18 protein-coding genes and 3 pseudogenes are annotated in these 20,481 nt (G+C 38.9%); 18 read left to right on the top strand and 3 right to left on the bottom strand.

The annotated features are described in order from the left end of the window. Positions 1 to 56: 56 nt before the first annotated feature. The 7 genes and pseudogenes from tnpA to ACE1TI_RS17350 form a co-directional block, all read left to right on the top strand. A complete protein-coding gene (gene tnpA, locus ACE1TI_RS17320; RefSeq protein ID WP_375008808.1) occupies positions 57 to 455 on the top strand; it encodes an IS200/IS605 family transposase in 399 nt (132 codons plus the stop codon). Between the two features lie 11 nt (positions 456 to 466). Then, positions 467 to 1,056 (top strand): annotated as a pseudogene (locus tag ACE1TI_RS17325) (helix-turn-helix domain-containing protein); the annotation flags it as partial. Between the two features lie 152 nt (positions 1,057 to 1,208). Next, on the top strand, positions 1,209 to 2,027 hold the full coding sequence (locus ACE1TI_RS17330) for an SPL family radical SAM protein (RefSeq protein WP_375008809.1): 819 nt from the start codon (positions 1,209 to 1,211) through the stop codon (positions 2,025 to 2,027). Positions 2,028 to 2,512: 485 nt separating this feature from the next. After that, positions 2,513 to 2,947 (top strand): GNAT family N-acetyltransferase, encoded by a 435-nt coding sequence (locus ACE1TI_RS17335; RefSeq protein WP_375008810.1) that lies wholly within the window; start codon positions 2,513 to 2,515, stop codon positions 2,945 to 2,947. 799 nt (positions 2,948 to 3,746) lie between these two features. Beyond that, entirely contained in the window at positions 3,747 to 4,253 is a 507-nt protein-coding gene (locus ACE1TI_RS17340) for a GNAT family N-acetyltransferase (protein ID WP_375008811.1), read from the top strand. A 36-nt stretch (positions 4,254 to 4,289) separates the two neighbouring features. Then, complete coding sequence (locus tag ACE1TI_RS17345; RefSeq protein WP_375008812.1) at positions 4,290 to 5,231, top strand: phosphotransferase enzyme family protein; 942 nt, start codon at positions 4,290 to 4,292, stop codon at positions 5,229 to 5,231. A gap of 43 nt (positions 5,232 to 5,274) precedes the next feature. Continuing rightward, positions 5,275 to 5,520: pseudogene (locus ACE1TI_RS17350) on the top strand (GNAT family N-acetyltransferase); the annotation flags it as partial. Between the two features lie 510 nt (positions 5,521 to 6,030). Here ACE1TI_RS17350 and ACE1TI_RS17355 read toward each other — a convergent pair. Then, positions 6,031 to 7,446, bottom strand: a complete 1,416-nt coding sequence (locus ACE1TI_RS17355; protein ID WP_483860655.1) for an aminotransferase-like domain-containing protein — start codon at positions 7,444 to 7,446, stop codon at positions 6,031 to 6,033. Positions 7,447 to 7,558: 112 nt separating this feature from the next. On the opposite strand from ACE1TI_RS17355, the gene ACE1TI_RS17360 reads away from it, so the two are divergent. After that, positions 7,559 to 8,500, top strand: a complete 942-nt coding sequence (locus tag ACE1TI_RS17360) for a DMT family transporter (protein WP_375008814.1) — start codon at positions 7,559 to 7,561, stop codon at positions 8,498 to 8,500. 137 nt (positions 8,501 to 8,637) lie between these two features. Here ACE1TI_RS17360 and ACE1TI_RS17365 read toward each other — a convergent pair whose 3' ends face one another. Further along, positions 8,638 to 10,527, bottom strand: coding sequence for a sigma-54-dependent Fis family transcriptional regulator (locus tag ACE1TI_RS17365; RefSeq protein WP_375008815.1), 1,890 nt, complete (start codon positions 10,525 to 10,527; stop codon positions 8,638 to 8,640). A 325-nt stretch (positions 10,528 to 10,852) separates the two neighbouring features. Here ACE1TI_RS17365 and ACE1TI_RS17370 point away from each other — a divergent pair, with 325 nt between their 5' ends. From ACE1TI_RS17370 to ACE1TI_RS17415, 10 genes are all read left to right on the top strand, one after another. Next, on the top strand, positions 10,853 to 12,544 hold the full coding sequence (locus ACE1TI_RS17370; protein ID WP_375008816.1) for a propanediol/glycerol family dehydratase large subunit: 1,692 nt from the start codon (positions 10,853 to 10,855) through the stop codon (positions 12,542 to 12,544). An 11-nt stretch (positions 12,545 to 12,555) separates the two neighbouring features. Beyond that, positions 12,556 to 13,134, top strand: coding sequence for a propanediol/glycerol family dehydratase medium subunit (locus tag ACE1TI_RS17375; RefSeq protein WP_375008817.1), 579 nt, complete (start codon positions 12,556 to 12,558; stop codon positions 13,132 to 13,134). 25 nt (positions 13,135 to 13,159) lie between these two features. Next, positions 13,160 to 13,588: a diol dehydratase small subunit gene (locus ACE1TI_RS17380; protein WP_375008818.1), complete on the top strand. Its 429-nt coding sequence runs from the start codon at positions 13,160 to 13,162 to the stop codon at positions 13,586 to 13,588. Then, positions 13,588 to 15,432: a diol dehydratase reactivase subunit alpha gene (locus ACE1TI_RS17385; protein WP_375008819.1), complete on the top strand. Its 1,845-nt coding sequence runs from the start codon at positions 13,588 to 13,590 to the stop codon at positions 15,430 to 15,432. Before ACE1TI_RS17380 ends, ACE1TI_RS17385 begins: the two co-directional genes overlap by 1 nt. Then, positions 15,429 to 15,752 (top strand): glycerol dehydratase reactivase beta/small subunit family protein, encoded by a 324-nt coding sequence (locus ACE1TI_RS17390; protein WP_375008820.1) that lies wholly within the window; start codon positions 15,429 to 15,431, stop codon positions 15,750 to 15,752. Before ACE1TI_RS17385 ends, ACE1TI_RS17390 begins: the two co-directional genes overlap by 4 nt. A 15-nt stretch (positions 15,753 to 15,767) precedes the next feature. After that, positions 15,768 to 16,196, top strand: a complete 429-nt coding sequence (locus ACE1TI_RS17395) for a GlcG/HbpS family heme-binding protein (protein ID WP_375008821.1) — start codon at positions 15,768 to 15,770, stop codon at positions 16,194 to 16,196. A gap of 288 nt (positions 16,197 to 16,484) precedes the next feature. Beyond that, entirely contained in the window at positions 16,485 to 17,657 is a 1,173-nt protein-coding gene (purT, locus tag ACE1TI_RS17400; RefSeq protein ID WP_375008822.1) for a formate-dependent phosphoribosylglycinamide formyltransferase, read from the top strand. A 369-nt stretch (positions 17,658 to 18,026) separates the two neighbouring features. Then, positions 18,027 to 18,185 carry a hypothetical protein gene (locus tag ACE1TI_RS17405; protein WP_375008823.1) on the top strand — a complete coding sequence of 53 codons (159 nt, stop codon included), beginning with the start codon at positions 18,027 to 18,029 and terminating at the stop codon, positions 18,183 to 18,185. A gap of 32 nt (positions 18,186 to 18,217) precedes the next feature. Then, complete coding sequence (locus tag ACE1TI_RS17410) at positions 18,218 to 18,649, top strand: Rrf2 family transcriptional regulator (protein ID WP_375008824.1); 432 nt, start codon at positions 18,218 to 18,220, stop codon at positions 18,647 to 18,649. A gap of 128 nt (positions 18,650 to 18,777) precedes the next feature. Next, complete coding sequence (locus ACE1TI_RS17415) at positions 18,778 to 19,644, top strand: SDR family oxidoreductase (protein WP_375008825.1); 867 nt, start codon at positions 18,778 to 18,780, stop codon at positions 19,642 to 19,644. A 151-nt stretch (positions 19,645 to 19,795) separates the two neighbouring features. On the opposite strand, the pseudogene ACE1TI_RS17420 reads toward ACE1TI_RS17415, so the two are convergent. Continuing rightward, a pseudogene (locus tag ACE1TI_RS17420) lies at positions 19,796 to 20,353 on the bottom strand (ATP-binding protein); the annotation flags it as partial. Positions 20,354 to 20,481 lie beyond the last annotated feature (128 nt).

Raw genomic sequence — 20,481 nt, forward strand, 5'->3', positions numbered from 1 at the left:
TTCTCTTCTCCAATATGTTATAATCAGTCTTATAAGATATAAAGATTGATATAACAATGAAATTAGATAGAAATAATCATTCAGTATTCTTGTTGTACTACCATCTTGTATTCGTTGTAAAATACCGAAGAAAAGTTATTGACGATATAATTTCTGATTTTGCAAAAGAAAAGTTTGTGTCGTTGGGTGAAAAATACAATATTACATTGGTAGAGTGGAACCATGATATAGACCATGTTCATATTTTGTTCAAAGCTCATCCTAACAGTGAATTATCAAAGTTTATCAACGCATACAAAAGTGCAAGTTCAAGGCTTATCAAAAAGGATTTTCCCCACGTTCGTAAAAAATTATGGAAAGAAATGTTTTGGTCAAGAAGTTTTTGCTTGTTGACCACTGGTGGTTCACCAATTGAAGTGGTGAAAAAATATATAGAAAATCAAGGGATAAAGTGAAATGATTTGATATGTCTAAACAAAACAAAGCATATACGACTGTATCCCACAGAACCTTTGGTTGCGTTCGTTTTGTCTATAACAAAATATTAGCAGAACGAAAAGAAACCTATGAAACCCTGAAAGACGATAAAGAGGCTTTGAAAAAGATGAAACATCCTACTCCTGCCAAATATAAAAAAGAGTTCCCATGGTTAAAAGAGGTAGACTCTTTGGCTTTGGCAAATGCTTAACTAAATTTAGATAAAGCGTACATGGCTTATTTCAAAGGGAACGCTAAGTTTCCAAGATATACAACGAATGTCGTGAACGGAAATATTGTTATGTTGGATGATCAAATCAAATTAAAACGGTAAAGATGAAACAACATCGAGAAATCCCTTCTAAATGTACTATAAAATCTTGTACCATTTCGATGACTTCATCAGGAAAAAACTATATTTTTCTTCTTACAGAATATGAAAAGGAGATTATTAAAACCAAAGATATTCAAAACGTTGTTGGATTGGATTTTGCGATGGATGGGTTATTTGTCGATAGCGAAACAGGTAAGAAAGCCAATTATCCACGTTTCTATCGACAAATGTTAGATAAATTATCGGCTTTTAATCACTGTACCGTGGTATAGTAGGAAAGGATGGATCGTTAACCGGCTATAGTGGCCGAAGACACAGCTTATGGAACTTGAAAGACAGTGTGATCAAGGGCAGTGAGTGATAATAATAGCCGTATGAATGGAAGAGAGGTTCCGGCATGAAAAGTAAGTTGTTCTACAAAAACCCAAAAACCATTCTTAATAAAGGTAAAGGCTTTCTTTCCGGATATACCCATTCACTAAATCCTTATACAGGTTGTTCATTTGGGTGTTCATATTGTTATGTGCGCCAAATGCCTGTATCCCTCTATCGAGAGGGGGAATGGGGGAACTGGGTTGATGTTAAAAACGGAGCTGCGAATTTACTAAAGAAGGAGCTCCGTCGCGCTAAAGCTAAGGGAAATGTAACCATTTTTATGTCCTCCAGCACGGATCCATATCAGCCCGTTGAGCATAAGGAAAAAGTAACGCGATTGTTACTAGAGGTAATGGTGGATAATCCTCCCCACTTCTTATTAGTACAAACAAGAAGCCCGCTTGTAGGTCGGGATATCGATTTATTGCAGCAATTAAAAGACAGAGTCCGGGTAAGTATGACAATTGAAACGGACTCGGAAATGATACGTAAACATTTTACTCCAGAGGCACCTCCAATTCAGGCACGCTTTAATACGTTGCAAAAATTAGCAGAGTCGGGAATACCGACCCAAGTAGCGATAGCGCCCATATTACCGAGTGGGGAATATTTTCCTGAAAAATTGAAGCCATTCGTCAGTCGGATATGTATTGATGACTTCTTTATGGGCGATGGCAGTGGAGGCAAACGGACAAAAAACCTAGGAATTGAAAAAAAATATGCCGAACTTGGTTTTGAAGAATGGCATGGACCGCAAGCTATTAAAAAAGTATATAAGAGATTTATAGGAATCTTTCCGGAAAATCAAATTTATGTTAGCCAGCCAGGATTCGAGCCATAAAGATAACAGGAAGTGATTGCTTGTGCTTCAAACCATAGCAAAAGGGGGATATGTTAAACACCGTTCTTCTATAATACCTGCTGATAGGAGGCCAATAGGCAGGGCTAAAAAGTTGAAAAAGTCATGTTAAAATTGCGCATGCCAAATAAGCTTCAAACACGTTTATTTGAAGTTTTTTCCAAAAGTGGGTTTGATTGGAATTTCTTATACTTGAAAGCCTCTTCGCAAGCGCTTCAAGATCTGGAGCAGTTCACCTTTGATCACCAGGAATCCTATTTAATTCGCTGTTGTTTATGGCAGCGCAGCGTCACCGAGGTTTTGATGAAGTCCCGGTTTCTCTGAAGATCAACGGCCGGAAGAACTCCCCCTATACCTGGAAGTGATGCGGGGATTATTTGATTTTAAATGAATAACATCCTCTAAATACTTCTTGGGGTATTCGGGATACGTAAGCTTTATACACACATCGAAAAGGGGATAATTTCATGAATACTTTAGAAATTAAAGAACTTCAATCACCAGACGAAATACTTGAAGCATTTCCAATTCTGAGGCAGTTGCGAACTCATCTTGATGAAAATACATATCTTAAATTAGTGATAGATGCAAAAGAGAAAGATAGATACCAAATGTTTGCGTTAGTTGATGAAGATCAGATCGTTGCAGTAACTGGTTTTAAACCGATGATCACGCTTTACTATGGAAGGTTTGTATGGGTGTGTGATTTAGTCACAGATTACACGGTGCGTTCTCAAGGATATGGGGAAAAACTGCTTACATATGTTCACAAATGGCAAAAAGAAAATAACTATGAAAGTGTAGCATTATCATCAGGATTACAGCGAACAGATGCCCATCGTTTTTACGAAAATAGAATGGCTTATGACAAAGTAAGTTTTGTATTTAAAACGTCTATATAACAATCAATTATGAAGTTAACGGGCGCAAACCTGTAATCAAGGGTTGCGATTTTCTTTATAGCCTTCTTTCTATTTATATGATACTACATGGAGTTTAATGAGACATATCTTTCAGCTCTGAAAAAAATTTATTATTGTTGGATTAGGACATGGAAAACAGGTCAGGTTACTTTACAGTAAAACTTATTATTTAGTTTGCCTAAACTACCTCTTACGGGCATATGATGCAGAAGGGAACAAAGATACAATGCAGTCAAATAAAGTATGGTTCTAGGAGGTGAGAAAAGGTGGCTTCCCAGGGAACATTCACCTCTGCTGATTATTTAAGTACGAAAGAGCTAAGAAAAGCCGAGTACCTTCGTAATAAAATAATCCGCTCGTTTTCGCCAAGAGAAGCTAGCAATGTATGAAAGATAATTGCAACAGTTATTCCAGCATGCACACAACCGAAAAAAATAGGGGAAAGATCGAGTGAACAGGAAAGTAAAAGTAAAGACTCCTAAAGGCACGGCAGCATTTAGAAACAAAAATGTAGAAGACGTTGTCTGGGATATTTCAAGACCATACAAGTAGTTTTTTCTTTTCCAAGCTTTCAGTGAAAATAGAAGATGAACATAAAGCAAGAGAAACGCTAATTCCAATAAACGGGCGCAATCTAAAAAAAGAATTGCGTCTTTTTCAGGTTAAAAAAGGAAATTAAAAATATTGAAGTATAGTATGTCAACAAAAGAAAAGGTAATTATTATCCATTTAAAGAAGATTTATTCTAAGAAATAATTAAAAAGGCAGATGGTACTTCATGAATGAATTATTTATTAGATCAATAAGAATAGAAGATTGTAATGAGTTTCAATCTCTCTTAAAACAAGTCGATGGAGAAACCGATTTTATGCTTTATGGAGCAGGAGAAAGAGTAACAAACCGCAGAACAACAGAAAAATTAATTAGTTCCTTCTTAGAAGCTGTTAACTCGAATATCCTCATAGCCGAAATGGAACATAACTTGGTCGGCTATGGAATGGTGATTGGAGGAAAAGTAAACAAGAATAAGCATTGTGCAAGCATTGTTCTAGGCATATTAAGAGATTATTCTGGCAAAGGAATAGGGACAACATTACTTCGCAGTATGGAAAAATGGGCAGTAGAAACAGGGGTGAAGCGTATCGAGTTAACAACCATTACCCATAATGAAGCAGCTGTTTCTTTATACAAAAATCACGGTTTTGAGATAGAAGGCTTGAAAAAGCGTTCTCTTTTGATTAAGGGTAGTTTCATTGATGAGTATTACATGGCAAAACTTTTATAGAAATGCAAGTAACTGGACACTTAGGGAGATGAAAATGTGAGAGTAGAGTGGCAGCGTTTTATCAAGGAATCTTATGGCTTAGAATCCAATGCTGCTTTTTCTTTATTACATGCTGGAGAAAATCGCACCTATGTCGTACATACTCCTAATCAGAAGCTTGTTATTCGACATTATCGCAACAGGTTTTCCTTAAGAGAAATCCATGGGGAAATCAGCTGGATGAATGCCATGTTGAAATTTATAAATGTACCTGAAGTACTTCCAAATAAAAATGGCAGCCTTGTTACTTCTTTTCGCCTCGATGAAAATACAAATCATTACTTTGTAACATTTCAATATATTGATGGAAGTGAAATATCTCAACCTGATGGTTCTAATTACGAAACATTAGGGGAAATCATGTCTCGTCTTCATGAAGGCTCGGAGCAGGTGCTCAAAAATTCCAGTACGGATTGGCCGGGATATCAAAGACCATATTACCGGCAAAAAGAGGTTTTAGCCCAATCGCTCCAACAATTAACAAAAGCTTCTTTTTTATCGAAAACCGAAAAAGAGTTTGCAGTCACCATTGCAGACAGGCTGGATAGATTTATGAAAAAGGTGAAACTAGGGCCAACTCTATTTGTCCATGGAGATGTACATTTTGGCAATATTCTAGAAATGGACAATCAATGGTATTTACTAGACTTCGATGAATGTGGTTTTAGCTGTAAGGAATTCGATATCGGAGTCCCAAGAATTCATCTTATTGCTTCAGGAAAATCAAAAGTTTGGTGGCCTTTCTTAAAACGTGGTTATAGGGAGGATGGCCTTCATGAAAACAATGTAAGAGCAGGTACCGCGCTTCGATTATTTTACATGGCAGGCAAAATACCTTTGCGTTTGGATATGAAGCCTATCCAGAGTCGGCCGAATGAGTTTATTAACCGATATTTGCGATTTATTAAAGAAGAACTCGAAGGAGAAATAATCTATTAAGGCTAATTTTAGGAGAGTTCGAACTTTTGGCAGTACTTCACGTCAAATCGTTGGATTACTGGATGTTGAATATAAAGATAAAGAAGGTACCGTTTGTTCAAGAGGGACAGGACTTGGAGGCATGATTTGGCACCTTGCCATCTATCCTGATTATCGAAAGCAAGGAATTGGCCAGGAGCTTTTAAATAGAGCAGAACTAGCTAAATCTAAGAGGTTAAACCGACTTGAAGCCTGGATTAGAGCTGATGTGTGGGTAAATGATTGGAATGAAAAAATGGGTTTCACCTCCCCGGCCTTTAGAAGGGAGATATGGATACCGGTGTTGAAAAAACAATAGCATGGTAAAAATTGGGCGCGCTTATTTCAACACGCCTCCTTGGTTGATAGGATGGCGGGGATACTGTAAACCAGCTAGCCCTTCTATACACGGTGGAAGTAGAAAGTCCTGACATGACTCTTTATGCTTTGGCAGAAACCGATGATCACGTTAAATTTCAAATTAAACCAAGTGAAGAACTGACAAACATTACAGAATATTTATCAGGCTTTATCCTTGAATGATCGCAACAATTGTCTTGTTTTGTAGTTTTACTTGTTTTCTAAAAATAGCAAAGCCAATAAGAAGTAATCTTCGTATACAGACAAAGTGGAGGTTTTGACAGTAAATTTGCTTTTTTTAATAGTTTTGACAATACGTTTGTAGAAGCAAACTGCGCCTATCTTGTGTAAATACAACAAAGCATGATCCTATGTACCAAATGAGGAGGTTAACAAGGATCATGCTTTTCTATTGGGAGATTCAAGATTTTACAATGTCTTTTAAGATCTTTATCCCTTGTTCCATCTGAGTATAGCTTGGGTAAGCAAAGGAGAAGCGAACCGAAGTACCTGTTCTATCTTGATAAATAGACCCTGGATTAATAAGTATTCCTTTTTTGAAAGCGGCAGAAAACAACTTCTTTGACGGGATGGCGTTAAAATGCACATAGATGAAAAAACCGCCTTTAGGGACCTCCCAGGAGGCCACATCCTTTAAATAAGAATGTAAAAGCTGCAGTAAATAGTCTCTTTTTTGAATGAGTTTCCGGCGGGTTTGCTCCATGTGTTCATCGTATGCGCCTGAATTCAACAGATGCTCAGCCACCAATTGTGACACAGCACTTGTGCCGTAATCCATTTGCATTCGAATGTCTGCCAGCCGTTCTACCACGGCTTCAGGACCGACCATCCAACCAATTCGAAGTCCAGGATCAATCGTTTTCGAAAAACTGCCTACATATAAAATGTGCCCCTGTGTATCTAAAGCCTTTAGAGCAGGGGGAGGAGGGGAATCAAGCCAAAGGTCATGATATATATCATCTTCTATGACAGGCAGGTGAAATTCATTGCAAATCCGCAATAAATCTTTTCTTCTATCTAGCGTCATAGTAGTTCCCGTTGGATTATGAAAGGTCGGATTAGTATATAAAATAGATTTATTTTTTTTCCAGGGCTGCTCCCGGAGAAGTTTGGTTTGAATACCTGACTGGTCTATGGGTATTCCCTGAAGCTTCATTCCTGTTGAACGGAAGACAGGAACGGAATATATGTAGGATGGCTGCTCTAAAAACACAGTTGAACCGGGCTGGAGGACGCCTAAGGAAATCAGCTGAAGCGCCTGCAACGAACCGGAAACAATGAGAATGGAGTCCGGCGTGGCCGAAATTCCGCGGTTAGCCAGATAATGGCTTAAGGCTTTGCGCAGAGAATAATTTCCTCTTCCATCTCCATACCCAAAATAATCAATAGCATTTCCAGCTTTGGTAAAAACGTCCTTGAGAGCTGTTGCTGGATGAAACTCAGGCCCGATTTCCCCTTTGCTGAGCGGCAAAAAGGATGGATCCGTTTCTGCTTGGTTTATTTTTTGAACCAGCGGGTCATTAGATGGATGTACAGACCAGCGTACCTGTTCTTTCCATTCTGGTGTACTGGTAGTTAGTGTTTCCCAGGCATTTTGCCTAACAGTAATAGAGCTCCCCATTTTCCCTTCCAGTAATCCCTGAGCTTTTAATTCGTCCAGAGCAGTAATCACAGTGCTGCGGTTAACATTATACGCGCCAGCTAAGGCTCGTTGGGAGGGTAAACGGCTCCCAGGAGGCCATTCTCCATTTTTGATTTTTTCTTTTATATTTTCTTGAACCATAATGTGTTTTAATTTTTGTGTTTTTTTATTCAAGATCATTTACTCCTGTCATTGGTTGGTTCAAAAAGATAAGAATTGGTTGGAGCTATTTGCAGCTCGCTTCTTTACCATAAATTATAAATCAATATTTATGGTGAAAGGAAGAATGAAGTTGCGATATAAAGTTTTGTTTGCATATAGCTTAGCTGTCCTTTTATGGGCAACTGCTTTTCCAGGTATTCGAGTTGGACTAGAATCATATGGACCTCTCCATCTTGCGCTACTGCGGATGCTTATTGGTTCTCTAGGATTATTGGTATTTGCCGTTATTGTCAAAATGAGACTGCCAGAAATAAAAGATATTCCTGTTATCTTACTACTTGGTTTATTTGGTTTTTCTGTCTATCATACATTTTTAAGCGTTGGAGAGAAAACAGTCGATGCAGGGACAGCTAGCTTAATAGTATCGATAACCCCTATATTATCTTCCATATTAGCAGGTATTTTCTTAAAAGAACATTTTCATTCGTTAGGATGGTTTGGTTCTATCACTGCTTTCCTTGGGGTAGCGCTTATTTCTTTTGATGCAGGTGGAGAATTTGGGTTTAAGTTCGGAGCAATTCTTATAATGATAGGAGCGTTTGGGGAAAGTATATACTTTGTATTTCAGACCTCGTATCTGCGTAAATATGGCTTTTTGCCATTTACCACCTATACGATCCTGGCTGGTACTCTTTTTATGCTTTTGTTTTCTCCCGGGTTATGGTCAGCTGTCCAACAAGCTTCGCTGGAAAGTACGCTTACTGTCGTATATTTAGGCTTATTTCCAACGATTATCCCGTATTTTATGATTGCATACGCTACTTCCAAACATGGGGCTTCTGAAGCAACCAGTTCCCTTTATTTAACCCCTGCTTTAGCGATTTTCATTGCCTGGTTATGGCTTGGGGAAGTCCCAGCAACCATCTCTATTGTTGGAGGTATATTAGCGTTAATAGGAGTTTCCATGACAACGTTGACAACTCGAAAACAACCTTCCAAAGATACTGAATACTTAACTGCTGAGGTTTTAGAAGAAAAAAGGACTATTCCTGGAAGGGGAAGATGAGGGTGTTGAAAAAAGAGTCCCCTTGGTATAATACAGAGTGTCTGATGATCAATCATCAACTTCTAAATCAGGAACACCAAGGAGCTCTCCCTGTGAATTAAAATGACCTAAACATGGCTATTTGTGAAACGTTATTTCTAAATGCTTTTAAACTGTTTTCTTATGTTTTTCAGGTAGGAAGATTGGTGGATTTTACGGTACAGGGTAGTTCTTCCTATGCCAAGTAAACGGGCTGCTTGGGACATATTTCCTTTTGATTCTTGTATTATTTGTGCAATTTTTTCTTCTTCATTCTTCCCATTTTCGGCATCTTGGTAATCACTGCATTTATTTTGAAAACGAAAATTAAAATCAGTGTCTGTAATAAGAGTTGAATTTCGTGAAAAAAACGCGTGATAGGCTGCTTGACGAAGAACATGCCGTAATTCCCTGATATTACCGGGGAAATAATAATCAGCCATCTTTTTTTGGGCACGATGGTCAAGTACAATCGAATCCACATTAATTTCAGGAGACAGCTCGTTAAGAAAATGTTCCGCAAGATAAAAAAGGTCCGTTCGTTCACGGAGAGAAGGTAGAGTTAATTCGAATTCACATAAACGGTAATAAAGGTCGCTTCGAAATTGGTTTTTATTGATCTCATGAATGAGATCTCGATTGGTAGCAGCTATTATCCGTACATCGATAGGTTTGGATTGATGAGAACCAATGGGCGTGACCCGCTTTTCTTCTAATACACGGAGTAAAGATGTTTGTAAGAGTAAAGGCATATCGCCGATTTCATCTAGAAATAATGTTCCCTTGTTTGCAGCTTCAAATTTTCCAATATTCCCATTTTGTTTCGCTCCTGTAAAAGCTCCTTTTTCGTAACCGAACAATTCTGATTCTATTAATTCTTCTGGAATTGCACCACAGTTAATAGCAATTAATGGTCCTTGTCTTTCGCTGGCCTGGTGTATTTCCCGTGCTATAATTTCTTTTCCTGTCCCTGTTTCTCCTTGTATCAATATGTTTGCACTAGTACGGGCAACATTACGAGAAAGTTGAAGAACTTTTTTAGCTTTTGGGCAGTCCCATACCTTTTTGTTTTTTTCAAATGTTTTGGGGTTATCATAGGGATGCTTCGGATTTAAGCTCAAAATAGAGCGAAATATTTTTTTTCGTCCATCTTGAATCGGTTGAACTTCTAATATTTTTGTTTCAGAAGGTTTTAGTCCTGAATTCATTCTGATTTTTGCTAGACTATGTTCATTATTTGTCAGGATACTATCCATATCATCTTTACTAATCCACTTTGACAATGGCTGGCCGATGCATTGATCTATCGGTTTTTCAAGAAATTGTGCCCCTTCAAAGTTCACTCTAGTAATTGTTCCATTGGGATCAATAGAAATCAGAGGTTGGTGAGATTTATTTGCAATCGTATCTGTTTCACGAAGATACAACGTTAATTCTTTTTCTGAGTCCAGAAGCAGGATACGGGATTGGCAAGCCTGTGCTGCTGCCATAACCATGCCCAAAGTATGGGGGTGGTGCAGCTGAATGTCACCGCTTACATTAATGACACCTAACAAATCACCTGTTGGTGAGTAAAGAGGAGCAGCATAACAAGTTAAAAATTGATTTTCTTTGCAAAAATGTTGTTTGCCAATAATACTAACTGGCTTTTGTTCTATTATTGCCGTTCCTATGGCATTGGTTCCTTTGACCTTTTCGCTCCAATTCGCTCCGGTATCTAACCATACTTTTTTGGCACGGTCGATAAAAAGAGAATCTCCTCTATTAAAAATGATATAACCGTCTTTATCGGCAACAAGAAGCATAAATAATGAGTCTTTTAATTGAAGGTAAAGCTGTTCCAAAATCGAGGAGCAGGCTTGAAATAGGTTGTGAAGGCGTTCTTTTCGATCCTTAATTTCTCCACCGGTCAGGAGATTATTTTCTACATAAAGTGGGTCCACTCCAAATTTTTTGCTGCGCTTCCATGAAATTGTAAGAAGGTTATCATCATCTCCATTTAAATACAATATACCCGACCTCCTTGAATGACACAATATTAAGACTATTGTTAAAGTCATTCTATTAATATTGATATCTAGGGTCAAGTTATTATGATTAAAATTTCATTACCTTGTGTTCCAAGTGTTCCATAAAGGTTATTCTTTTTGAACACTTGGAACAGTTTTAAAAACACTCAAAGTATTAGATCTTTTACCTTATTGGTTTGAATATTCGCACAACATTCATACTTAGGGGAATAATCTTATTTGTTGGCACGGCATTTGCAAGATAATCTTCCAAAGCCGGCCAGCTGGTTTTCATTTCTAACATGTTGAATAGGGAGGGTTTATGATGTCTATAAAAGCAGAAGAATCAACCCGTCGATCGAAAAGATTTGAAATTCTCGAAAAAAGACCTGTGAATAATGATGGTTTTGTTAAAGAGTGGCCTGAAGTAGGTTTTGTGGCTATGTCGAGTCCAAATGATCCCTCTCCTTCAGTAAAAGTAAGGGAAGGTAAAATTATAGAGCTCGATGGAAAAAAAAGAGAAGAATTTGATATGCTGGATCAATTTATCGCAGATCATACGATTGATCCTAAAAAAGCTGAAAGTATTATGAAAATGGACAGTTTAGATATTGCACGTAAACTTGTTGATATTAATGTCCCACGCAAAGAAATTATTGAGATTTCAAAAGGGATGTCACCTGCTAAAGTTGTTGAAGTATTAAATCATCTTAATGTAGTTGAACTTATGATGGCCCTTCAAAAAATGCGGGCTAGAAAAACTCCTTCTAACCAATGCCATGTAACGAATGTTCGGGACAATCCCGTTCTTATGGCAGCTGACGCTGCAGAAGCGGCACTTCTTGGATTTGATGAACAAGAAACAACCGTTGGCGTAGTTCGTTACGCCCCTTTTAACGCTTTAGCGCTGTTAATTGGTTCACAAACAGCTAAAGGAGGGGTTTTAACACAAGATGCTTTAGAGGAAGCTACTGAACTTCGGCTTGCCATGTTAGGGCTTACATCATACGCGGAAACTATTTCCATTTACGGTACAGAATCTACTTTTATGGATGGAGACGATACGCCGTGGTCCAAGGCATTCTTGGCGTCTGCGTATGCTTCTCGCGGGGCAAAAATGCGGTTCACTTCCGGAACTGGCTCTGAAGTACAGCTGGCAGGGACGGAAGGGAAATCGATGCTTTACTTAGAAACCCGATGTGTCATGATGGCAAAAGGTGCAGGCGTCCAAGGTCTGCAAAACGGTTCTATAAGCTGTATTGGAATTCCTGCCTCTGTTCCAAGTGGAATCCGGGCAGTTTTAGCTGAAAATCTTACAACCACTATGTTTGACCTTGAAGTAGCTTCTGGGAATGACCAAACGTTTTCACATTCTGAAATCAGAAGAAGTGCAAAAATGCTGTGCCAGTTACTGCCTGGAACTGATTTTATATTTTCCGGATTCAGTGCTGTTCCAAACTATGAGGACATGTTTGCCGGATCTAATATGGATTCCGCCGATGTTGATGACTTCTTAGTCATTCAAAGAGACATGAAAGTTGATGGTGGATTAAAACCAGTAAATGAAGAGGAAGTGATTAAGTATCGGTATCGGGCCGCTAAAGCCTTACAAGCTGTTTTTGAAGAACTCGGTTTTCCGGTGATAACCGATGAAGAGGTTGAAGCTGCCACTTATGGTAACGACAGCAATGATATGCCGCCAAGGAATGTGGTGGAGGATCTTAAAGCGACTGAACGTATTCTTAATGAAGGGATTACAGGTTTGGAGGCTGCTCTGGCGTTAGTTAAACATGGATATGAAGAGATTGCTGAGAGAATTTTTAATATGCTTAAGCAAAGAGTTGCAGGAGATTACTTGCAAACTTCGGCTATTATAAATGAAGAGAATGAAACAGTAAGTGCCATCAATGATGAAAATGATTATACGGGTCCTGGGACGGGTTATCGGCTTAGTGGGGAAAGATGGGAAGAAATTAAAAACATTCGTCAGGAAATAAGTAAAGACGATCTAAAGTGAGGGGTTTTTAAATGGAGACAAAACCAAAACCTTCTTTTATACAAATGAAGCTGACAGAAGGAGGACAAGCAAGGAAAGGAACGGATCCCCATGAAGTAGTGGTTGCAATAAGTCCAGAATTTGCAAAAACTATGAATCAAACGATAGTAAATGTAGAGCTTTCGGAAGTGTTGCGTCAGGTACTGGCTGGCATTGAAGAGCAGGGTGGTAAATATCGTATTATTCGCACTATGCATACAGCAGATTTGGCATTTATGGGCTCAACTGCTGCAAAACTAAGTGGGTCAGGTATTGGAATAGCTATTCAATCAAGAGGAACGGCTGTGATCCATCAACGCGATTTGGCTCCGTTGAGTAATCTTGAATTGTTTCCACAAGCCCCAGTCATGAATCTTGAAACCTATCGATCTATTGGAAGAAACGCTGCCATTTATGCATCTAATGATAGTCCAGATCCTGTGCCTGTTGTAAACGATCCAATGGCCCGTCCCAAATATCAAGCCGTGTCAGCATTATTATATTTGAAGGAAAGCAATTCTACAGATAAAAAAATAAAACCTATGGACGTTTTTGCTGAATTTTCTATTTAAGAAAAAGGTGAGGTGAGTGTGGGTAATGGCTAAATTAACAAAAAATCAATATCCCCTTGGATCAATAAGACAGGACTTACTGGAAACACCTACGGGAAAATCATATAACAGTTTGACGCTTGAAAGAGCGATCAACGGAGAAGTGCAAGCCGAAGACCTGAGAATAGGATCCAACACACTTTTAATGCAGGCAGAAATTGCAGAAAGCGAGGGAAGAAATCAACTAGCAAAAAACTTTAGAAGAGCTGCTGAGTTAATTAATATTTCAGATGATCGTATTTTAGAAATCTATAATGCCCTTCGTCCTAATGTTTCGACTAAAGATGAATTACTTTCTATTGCCAGGGAACTTGAGGAGAAGTATGAGGCTTTTGAAAATGCCAAATTAGTTCAAGAGGCAGCCAGCGTTTATGAAAGAAGGGATCTGTTACGAAAGACTGAAGAGGTCCAATGATGAAACACGAATTAATATTGGCTGGGGTAGACATCGGTAACTCCACAACTGAAGTTTCCATAGCAAGAGTTAGCAATGAACATACAGAATTCCTTTCCCAGTATTTAACAAAAACAACAGGTATTAAAGGAACCATAGAAAATGTGAAGGGTATTCAATTTGCGTTAAATAAGGCGGCAGCACATGCAAACCTGAAATTAGAGCAAATTGATAAAATACGAATTAATGATGCGGTCCCGGTGATTGGAGATTTAGCAATGGATATGATTAGTGAAACGATTATTACTGAATCTTCCATGATTGGTCATAATCCTGATACTCCTGGAGGATCTGGATTAGGGGTCGGTGAAACTGTTTTAGTAGAATCTCTTTTTGATGAGTTGGATAAAAGGAAGGACTATGTAGTCATCATTTCTAAAAACATCGATTTTGAGTGGGCATCCATGTGTATTAATAAATCTTTTAATGAGGATATTTCTATAAAAGGAGCGATTGTCCAAAACGATGACGGAGTTTTAATTTATAACCGTTTAATAAATAAGATCCCTATCGTAGACGAAGTTGCGTTAATTGAAAAAGTTCCATTGGGAAAGATAGCTGCCGTAGAAGTAGCCCAACCGGGTTATTCTGTCCGTAGTTTAAGTAACCCATATAGTCTTGCAACTGTTTTTCAGTTATCTGCTGAAGAGACGACAAAAATATCTCCCATTGCCAAGGCAGTAGTTGGGAATCGCTCTGCAGTAGTGATTCGAACTCCAGCAGGTGAGGTGGTAGACCGGAAAATTAAAGCCGGTAAGCTGATTCTCATAGGTCCGCGTCAATCGGTGGAGGCAGATGTGACAGACGGAGCAAGTACAATCATGGAGAAGTATGAGCAATTGGAGGATCTAGTAGATCTAAAGGGGGAGAAAGGGACAAATGTAGGAGGGATGTTGAATGGATTACGACAAGAGTTAGCCAATTTAACAAGTCAAAGAGTAGATAACATACAAATCTCTGATTTTCTTGCAGTAGATGCAGTGATCCCAACTTCGGTTAAAGGGGCTTTGGCAGGTGAGGTGACGATGGAAAGCGGTGTTGCTCTTGCCTCTATGGTCAAAACGGATCAGCTGCCTGTTGAGAGAGTTGCCAAAGAGTTAGAAGAAAAATTGGCACTGCATGTTGAAGTGGGTGGAATTGAAGCAGAGATGGCGATACGCGGCGCTTTGACAACTCCAGGAACCGGAAAATCGATTGCAATACTTGACATGGGTGGTGGTTCAACAGATGCAGCCCTTGTCCACAATAATGGAAGTATTACTTCAACCCATCTAGCTGGTGCGGGGGATATGGTTACTATGCTAATCAACTCCGAATTAGACTTGGGTGATAAGGAATTGGCGGAGAGGATAAAGAAATTTCCTCTAGGTAAAGTGATGAGTCTATTTCATATGCAATTAGAAGATGGGACCATTCATTTTTCTAAAGCCCCCTATCCACCTCATACTTTTGGGCGAGTTGTCATTAGAGAAGGAAATGAACTAACCCCTATAACAAATGCTTCTATAACATCCATTGAAAAAGTACGGGAAGTTCGCAGGAGTGCAAAAAAAAGAGTATTCGTTACAAATACAATTCGAGCTCTAAAAAGGGTCAGCCCGACAAACAATCTGAAACATTTATCTTATGTCGTTATGCTGGGTGGATCAGCATTAGATTTTGAAATCCCTCAAATGATTACAGAGGAACTGTTTAAATATGGAATTGTTGCAGGGTTTGGAAACATTCGTGGTACGGAGGGGCCAAGGAATGCAGTAGCTACAGGACTTATTTTATCTTCAAGCCGGGGGGAAGTCCCGGTATGACGGATGATAATAATTATTTATTTATTTTAACTGGTTTAGAACCTGAACATTCAATCATTAAAGATATTTGTACAGGTTTGGAAGAAGAGGGGATTCCTTATCAGGTAAGAAAAGAGGAACGGAACTCCATCCATTTATCTTATACTGCTGCTTCCTTATCGATATATAAAGTTGGGATAGGTGTGAGCAAAGAAGGGAATGTAATGGTTCATCATGAAAAGCTGCCTTATGAAAGACCATATTTAACTGGTAAAGCGAATGATGGAAGGAAAATGGGGCAAAATGCTGCTCGATTAGTGAAAGGCTTGGTTCTGAAATAACAAGGAGGTAAACGAGTGGAACGAATAGACCTTAATACCGCAAAAAAAGCAATGGAACAAGGAGAAGAGAAGGCTAAATCTATTGGTGTTCCTATGGTCATCACCATTGTTAATGACGAAGCCAACTTTATTGCTTCTCATAGAATGGATGGGGCATTATTGGCCAGTGTTGACATATCTCAAAATAAAGCCTGGACATCAGCAGCTTTGAAAATGTCAACATCACAATTATCAGAAAATAGTAAAAACAACGGGGAGTTGTTCGGTATAAACTCTACCAATAATGGCAAAGTAGTTATCTTCGGCGGAGGCATACCTTTATATGTTAATAATAATTTAGTTGGAGCAGTAGGTGTAAGTGGAGGTTCTGTTAATGAAGACATTGAAGTTGCTCAAGCCGTTGAAGACTTTATTAATAAATTAGACATTGAATCTTTTGTATAAGAGTGCTTCAACAAAACGAAAATGAATGTTATTGAGATTTTATTTCATATGTTGAACGGAAGAGACGATTGTATAATATTAATAGAAGGACATCTAAATATTTAAAAGAGGATAAAAGTTTATTCAAGGACGTACTTATTTAATAAGGCGTCCTTTTTAATTGGTGATTTTACGAACGTTTTTGCGGTTTTTTATAAATTTATTCGTAAAATAGCTCTTATTTCCTTGTCTTTATCTCTCAAAAAGAGTTAAAATAGCCATAAATGAAAATGTTCAGGAGGTTGCAGCATGTATGGAGCACCGAATCAAAGACATTCGAAAAAACTGATGCTGTTAGGATCAGGAGAATTGGGAAAGGAAGTGGCGATTGAGGCGCAGCGATTAGGGATTGAAACTATTGCTGTCGACCGGTATGAAGGCGCACCTGCGATGCAAGTTGCCCATCGTTTTCATGTGGCGGATATGCTTGATGGCGGGAAGCTTCGAGAGGTTATAGAGCTGGAAAAACCTGATTTTATCGTCCCTGAAATAGAGGCAATTGCCACAGCAACACTGATAGAACTGGAGCAGGAAGGCTATAATGTCATCCCGACCGCTTATGCGACCCAATTAACCATGGATCGCGAAGGTATTAGACGATTGGCAAGTGAGAAACTAGGACTCCGGACAGCGAAATACGAGTTTGCGAACTCTTTAGAGGAATTGAAAGAAGCAGTAAACATAATCAGTATGCCTTGTGTCATTAAACCACTTATGAGTTCCTCAGGAAAAGGCCAAAGTCTTTGCCGTACAGAAGAAGATATTGAGAACTCCTGGGAAGCAGCGATAAATAGTGGGCGCGGTAACATGAACCGGGTCATTGTCGAGGAACTTATTGATTTCGATTCGGAAATCACGCTTCTGACGGTACGTTCTATGACGGGAACCGTTTTCTGTCCGCCTATCGGCCATGTCCAGCAGGACGGTGATTACATTCAATCTTGGCAGCCGCATGCGATGAGTACGGAACAGTTAAGAGAAGCAGAGGAAATGGCCAAAAAAGTTACGGATGAGATCGGTGGTTTCGGTGTCTTCGGTGTAGAAATATTTATTACTGCAGATGGTGTGTACTTTAGCGAAGTGTCCCCGCGCCCTCATGATACCGGAATGGTAACCTTAGTTACCCAGGAACTTTCTGAATTTGCTCTTCATGTCCGGGCGATTTTAGGGTTACCAGTAGACGACGTTCAGCTCGTATCACCAGGAGCAAGCCATGCGATCAAAGCATCGATGGAAAGCAATGATTATCAAATTTCTGGAATCGAACAAGCTTTAGCTGTGCCAAACACGCAAATGCGCTTATTTGGGAAGCCAGATACAAAAATAGGCCGCCGTATGGCCGTTGTTCTAACCAAAGGAGAGAATGTCGAAACAGCCTGCGAACAGGCAAAAGAAGCAGCATCTAAAATCGATATTTTTTAAAAAGTAACAAAGATTAAATATGTCTTACTAAAGAAATAGGCGCTTATCTATAATAAGGATAGCGCTTTTTTCATTGTTTAGGAAATTATGTTTTTACAAGTTGTGGATAACTATCTCCGTATTGTTTGATCTGCGTCTAGCTTCAGCGCCGAGCCTCTCGGAGGCCCAAGACGGTTTAAGGAACTTTTGCTAGAATCGCGAACATCGTGTTCGCAACGCAAAAGTCAGCACATCCTGTGCAAGCCAGTTTGACGTTGTCACAGGACGTGACGTTCTTAGTCGAACATCCTTTAGGACCCTTCTGCTAAAGACGCACACGTCGACGCACAGGACGTACTGATGTCGCCAATGCCACAGGACGTGGCGTTTTTGGCGACGAAAGTGAAACGCAGAAGTCACCACATCCTTGTGGAAGTAAGAGCGTCTTTCATGACTGAAGAACATTTACCTGTCGAGGCTGATCAGGGCGCTTGCGCTTTTGTTCTTGGAAAAACAAAAGTTTGCTGCCTTGACTTTCATTTTCGATAGAACTACACTGGTTACATCAAGAGGTGAAATGTATGAAAAAAATTAGCAGTCGTTTTTCTATTGCTGTTCATATTCTGTCTCTTATAGCATTAAGTCCATCACCATGTACATCGGAGTTTATTGGTGAAAGTGTCAAGACTAATCCGGTTATTATTCGTAGAATTATTGGTAAGCTGAAAAAAGCTGGAATAGTCCATGTACGACCGGGAACTGGCGGAGCGTACTTAACAAAAGAGCAGGATGAAATTACGTTACTAGATGTGTATCGAGCAGTAGAAGTTGTCGAGAAGGATGATCTCTTTCATTTCCATGAACATCCCAATCCTGAATGTCCGGTGGGTGCTAATATTGAATCCGTTTTCAGAACAAAGATGCTTCAAGCCCAGTCAGCTTTAGAACAAGAACTAGCTCAAGTGTCACTTCAGCAATTGGTAGCCGAAATATGCAAAAAAATGACTCTATAGAAAGCTAAATTTTTTTATATGAGTTGTAACCATCATGGTTATAAGTACAACCTTTTTTGAATTTGTTGTAACCAGTGTGGTTATACTATTACCTCTTGAAATCATTTTAAGAAGGGAAGGAAATATTGATGTCAATCGTTGTAACTGGTGCAACTGGTTTATTAGGAAATCTTGTTATTCAACACTTACTTAAAAAAGTACCTGCAAATCAAATAATTGCAAGTGTTCGTAATATAGAAAAGGCTTCAGAATTAGAGAAAGTTGGAGTGGAAGTCCGTTATGGGGATTATATGGATTTGGAATCCATGAAAAAATCGTTTGATGGAGCATCAAAAGTACTATTTATCTCAAGCCCAGACGTCGATGATACGCTTCGTGTTCGTCAGCATGCTACTGTTGTGCAAGCAGCAAGAGATGCAGGTGTCAAACAAATTGCTTATACGGGGTATGCTTTTGCTGAGGAGTCTAAATTACCACTTGCACTTGTTCATATGGCTACAGAATATGCCATTCGTACAACGGGCATACCTTATACTTTCTTACGTAATGCCCTCTATACGGAAGTATTTGTTAACCCAGCACTTGGCGGTGCAATAGAGAGTGGAGAACTCATAACGAATACAGGAACAGGAGTACTAAATGCTGTAAATCGTAACGATCTAGCTTTCGCTGCTGCAACAGCTCTTACGGAGGAAGGTCATGAAAACAAAACGTACAATCTTGTACATCCAGAACCTTGGAGCTTCGATGAGCTTGCACAAGTTCTCTCTGACTTTTCAGGCAAACATGTTGTACATCGTACTGTTTCTTATGATGAAACAAAGGATTATCTTGTAAACATCGGATTGTCAGAACCAATAGCTGAATTATCTGCTGTTATTTATCATGCAGTATCTGAAGGGGAGACCTCCAAAACGACAAACGATTTGCAAAATCTAATCGGAACACCAACTCCGCTTAAAGAATCGGTAAAACAAGCCCTGCAAGCTGAATAATTTTATAGAAAACAGGCCACAGATGGATTCGATTCATCATGTGGTCTGTTTTTAGCTTATATATTTATTCATTTTAGTATTTTTTGCATGCAATGTTTAAACATCACAATATACCTGTAACCGTCAAGTTAAATTGAACACTTTTTGCTCATTAATTTTGAACAGTCTCTTTCTTAAATATCGTACTTCGATTCTTTAATCGAAGGCTGTCTCCTGATAGTTGAATAACTTCAGCTCGGTGAATAATTCTATCTAATATTGCTGCAGTAATTGCCGGATCTCCCAATAGCTCACCCCAATCACTTGGGCCTTTGTTAGAAGTTAATATAATTGATGACTGATTATACAGTTCATTTATAAAATGGAAAAATAAATTGGCTTCTCGTTGATCCATCGCCATAAACATAAGATCGTCTATTATCACTAAATTTGAGTTTCTTATCCGTTTTAAGCGCAACTGTGATTTCCGTGTTATTTCTTCTGTTTTCAACACATGAACCAGTTCTCCCATTGATATAAAAGTTACTTTGTATCCCTCGTAAATAGCTTTTATCCCTAATCCAATGGCCAGTGTTGTTTTACCTACACCGGTAGGTCCTAAGAGAATAAGGTTATACAACTGATCGAGCCAAGCCAAGTCTACTAATTGGTTAAATTGTTGTTGCTTTAATGACGGCTGTTCTTCTAGTGAAAATTCATCTAATGTCTTGCTCTAAAGCCCCTTAGCGATCTTGGACAACGAAAAGTAACTTCGTTACACTAAGAATCAAAGGGGTTGATTGAAAATGAAACGACAAGTTTACTCCAACGACTTTAAATTACAAGTAGTAAAAGAAG

This window comes from Alteribacillus sp. JSM 102045, from assembly GCF_041949975.1.
Classification (GTDB): domain Bacteria; phylum Bacillota; class Bacilli; order Bacillales; family Marinococcaceae; genus Alteribacillus.

What these genes read in the sequence shown, in the direction of transcription:
- purT (WP_375008822.1), top strand. Translation starts at nt 16,485, where the DNA reads ATGTATGGAGCACCGAATCAAAGACATTCGAAAAAACTGATGCTGTTA.
- ACE1TI_RS17390 (WP_375008820.1), top strand. Translation starts at nt 15,429, where the DNA reads ATGACGGATGATAATAATTATTTATTTATTTTAACTGGTTTAGAACCT.
- ACE1TI_RS17375 (WP_375008817.1), top strand. Translation starts at nt 12,556, where the DNA reads ATGGAGACAAAACCAAAACCTTCTTTTATACAAATGAAGCTGACAGAA.
- ACE1TI_RS17410 (WP_375008824.1), top strand. Translation starts at nt 18,218, where the DNA reads ATGAAAAAAATTAGCAGTCGTTTTTCTATTGCTGTTCATATTCTGTCT.
- ACE1TI_RS17360 (WP_375008814.1), top strand. Translation starts at nt 7,559, where the DNA reads ATGAAGTTGCGATATAAAGTTTTGTTTGCATATAGCTTAGCTGTCCTT.
- ACE1TI_RS17370 (WP_375008816.1), top strand. Translation starts at nt 10,853, where the DNA reads ATGTCTATAAAAGCAGAAGAATCAACCCGTCGATCGAAAAGATTTGAA.
- ACE1TI_RS17330 (WP_375008809.1), top strand. Translation starts at nt 1,209, where the DNA reads ATGAAAAGTAAGTTGTTCTACAAAAACCCAAAAACCATTCTTAATAAA.
- tnpA (WP_375008808.1), top strand. Translation starts at nt 57, where the DNA reads ATGAAATTAGATAGAAATAATCATTCAGTATTCTTGTTGTACTACCAT.
- ACE1TI_RS17385 (WP_375008819.1), top strand. Translation starts at nt 13,588, where the DNA reads ATGAAACACGAATTAATATTGGCTGGGGTAGACATCGGTAACTCCACA.
- ACE1TI_RS17340 (WP_375008811.1), top strand. Translation starts at nt 3,747, where the DNA reads ATGAATGAATTATTTATTAGATCAATAAGAATAGAAGATTGTAATGAG.
- ACE1TI_RS17380 (WP_375008818.1), top strand. Translation starts at nt 13,160, where the DNA reads ATGGCTAAATTAACAAAAAATCAATATCCCCTTGGATCAATAAGACAG.
- ACE1TI_RS17335 (WP_375008810.1), top strand. Translation starts at nt 2,513, where the DNA reads ATGAATACTTTAGAAATTAAAGAACTTCAATCACCAGACGAAATACTT.
- ACE1TI_RS17415 (WP_375008825.1), top strand. Translation starts at nt 18,778, where the DNA reads ATGTCAATCGTTGTAACTGGTGCAACTGGTTTATTAGGAAATCTTGTT.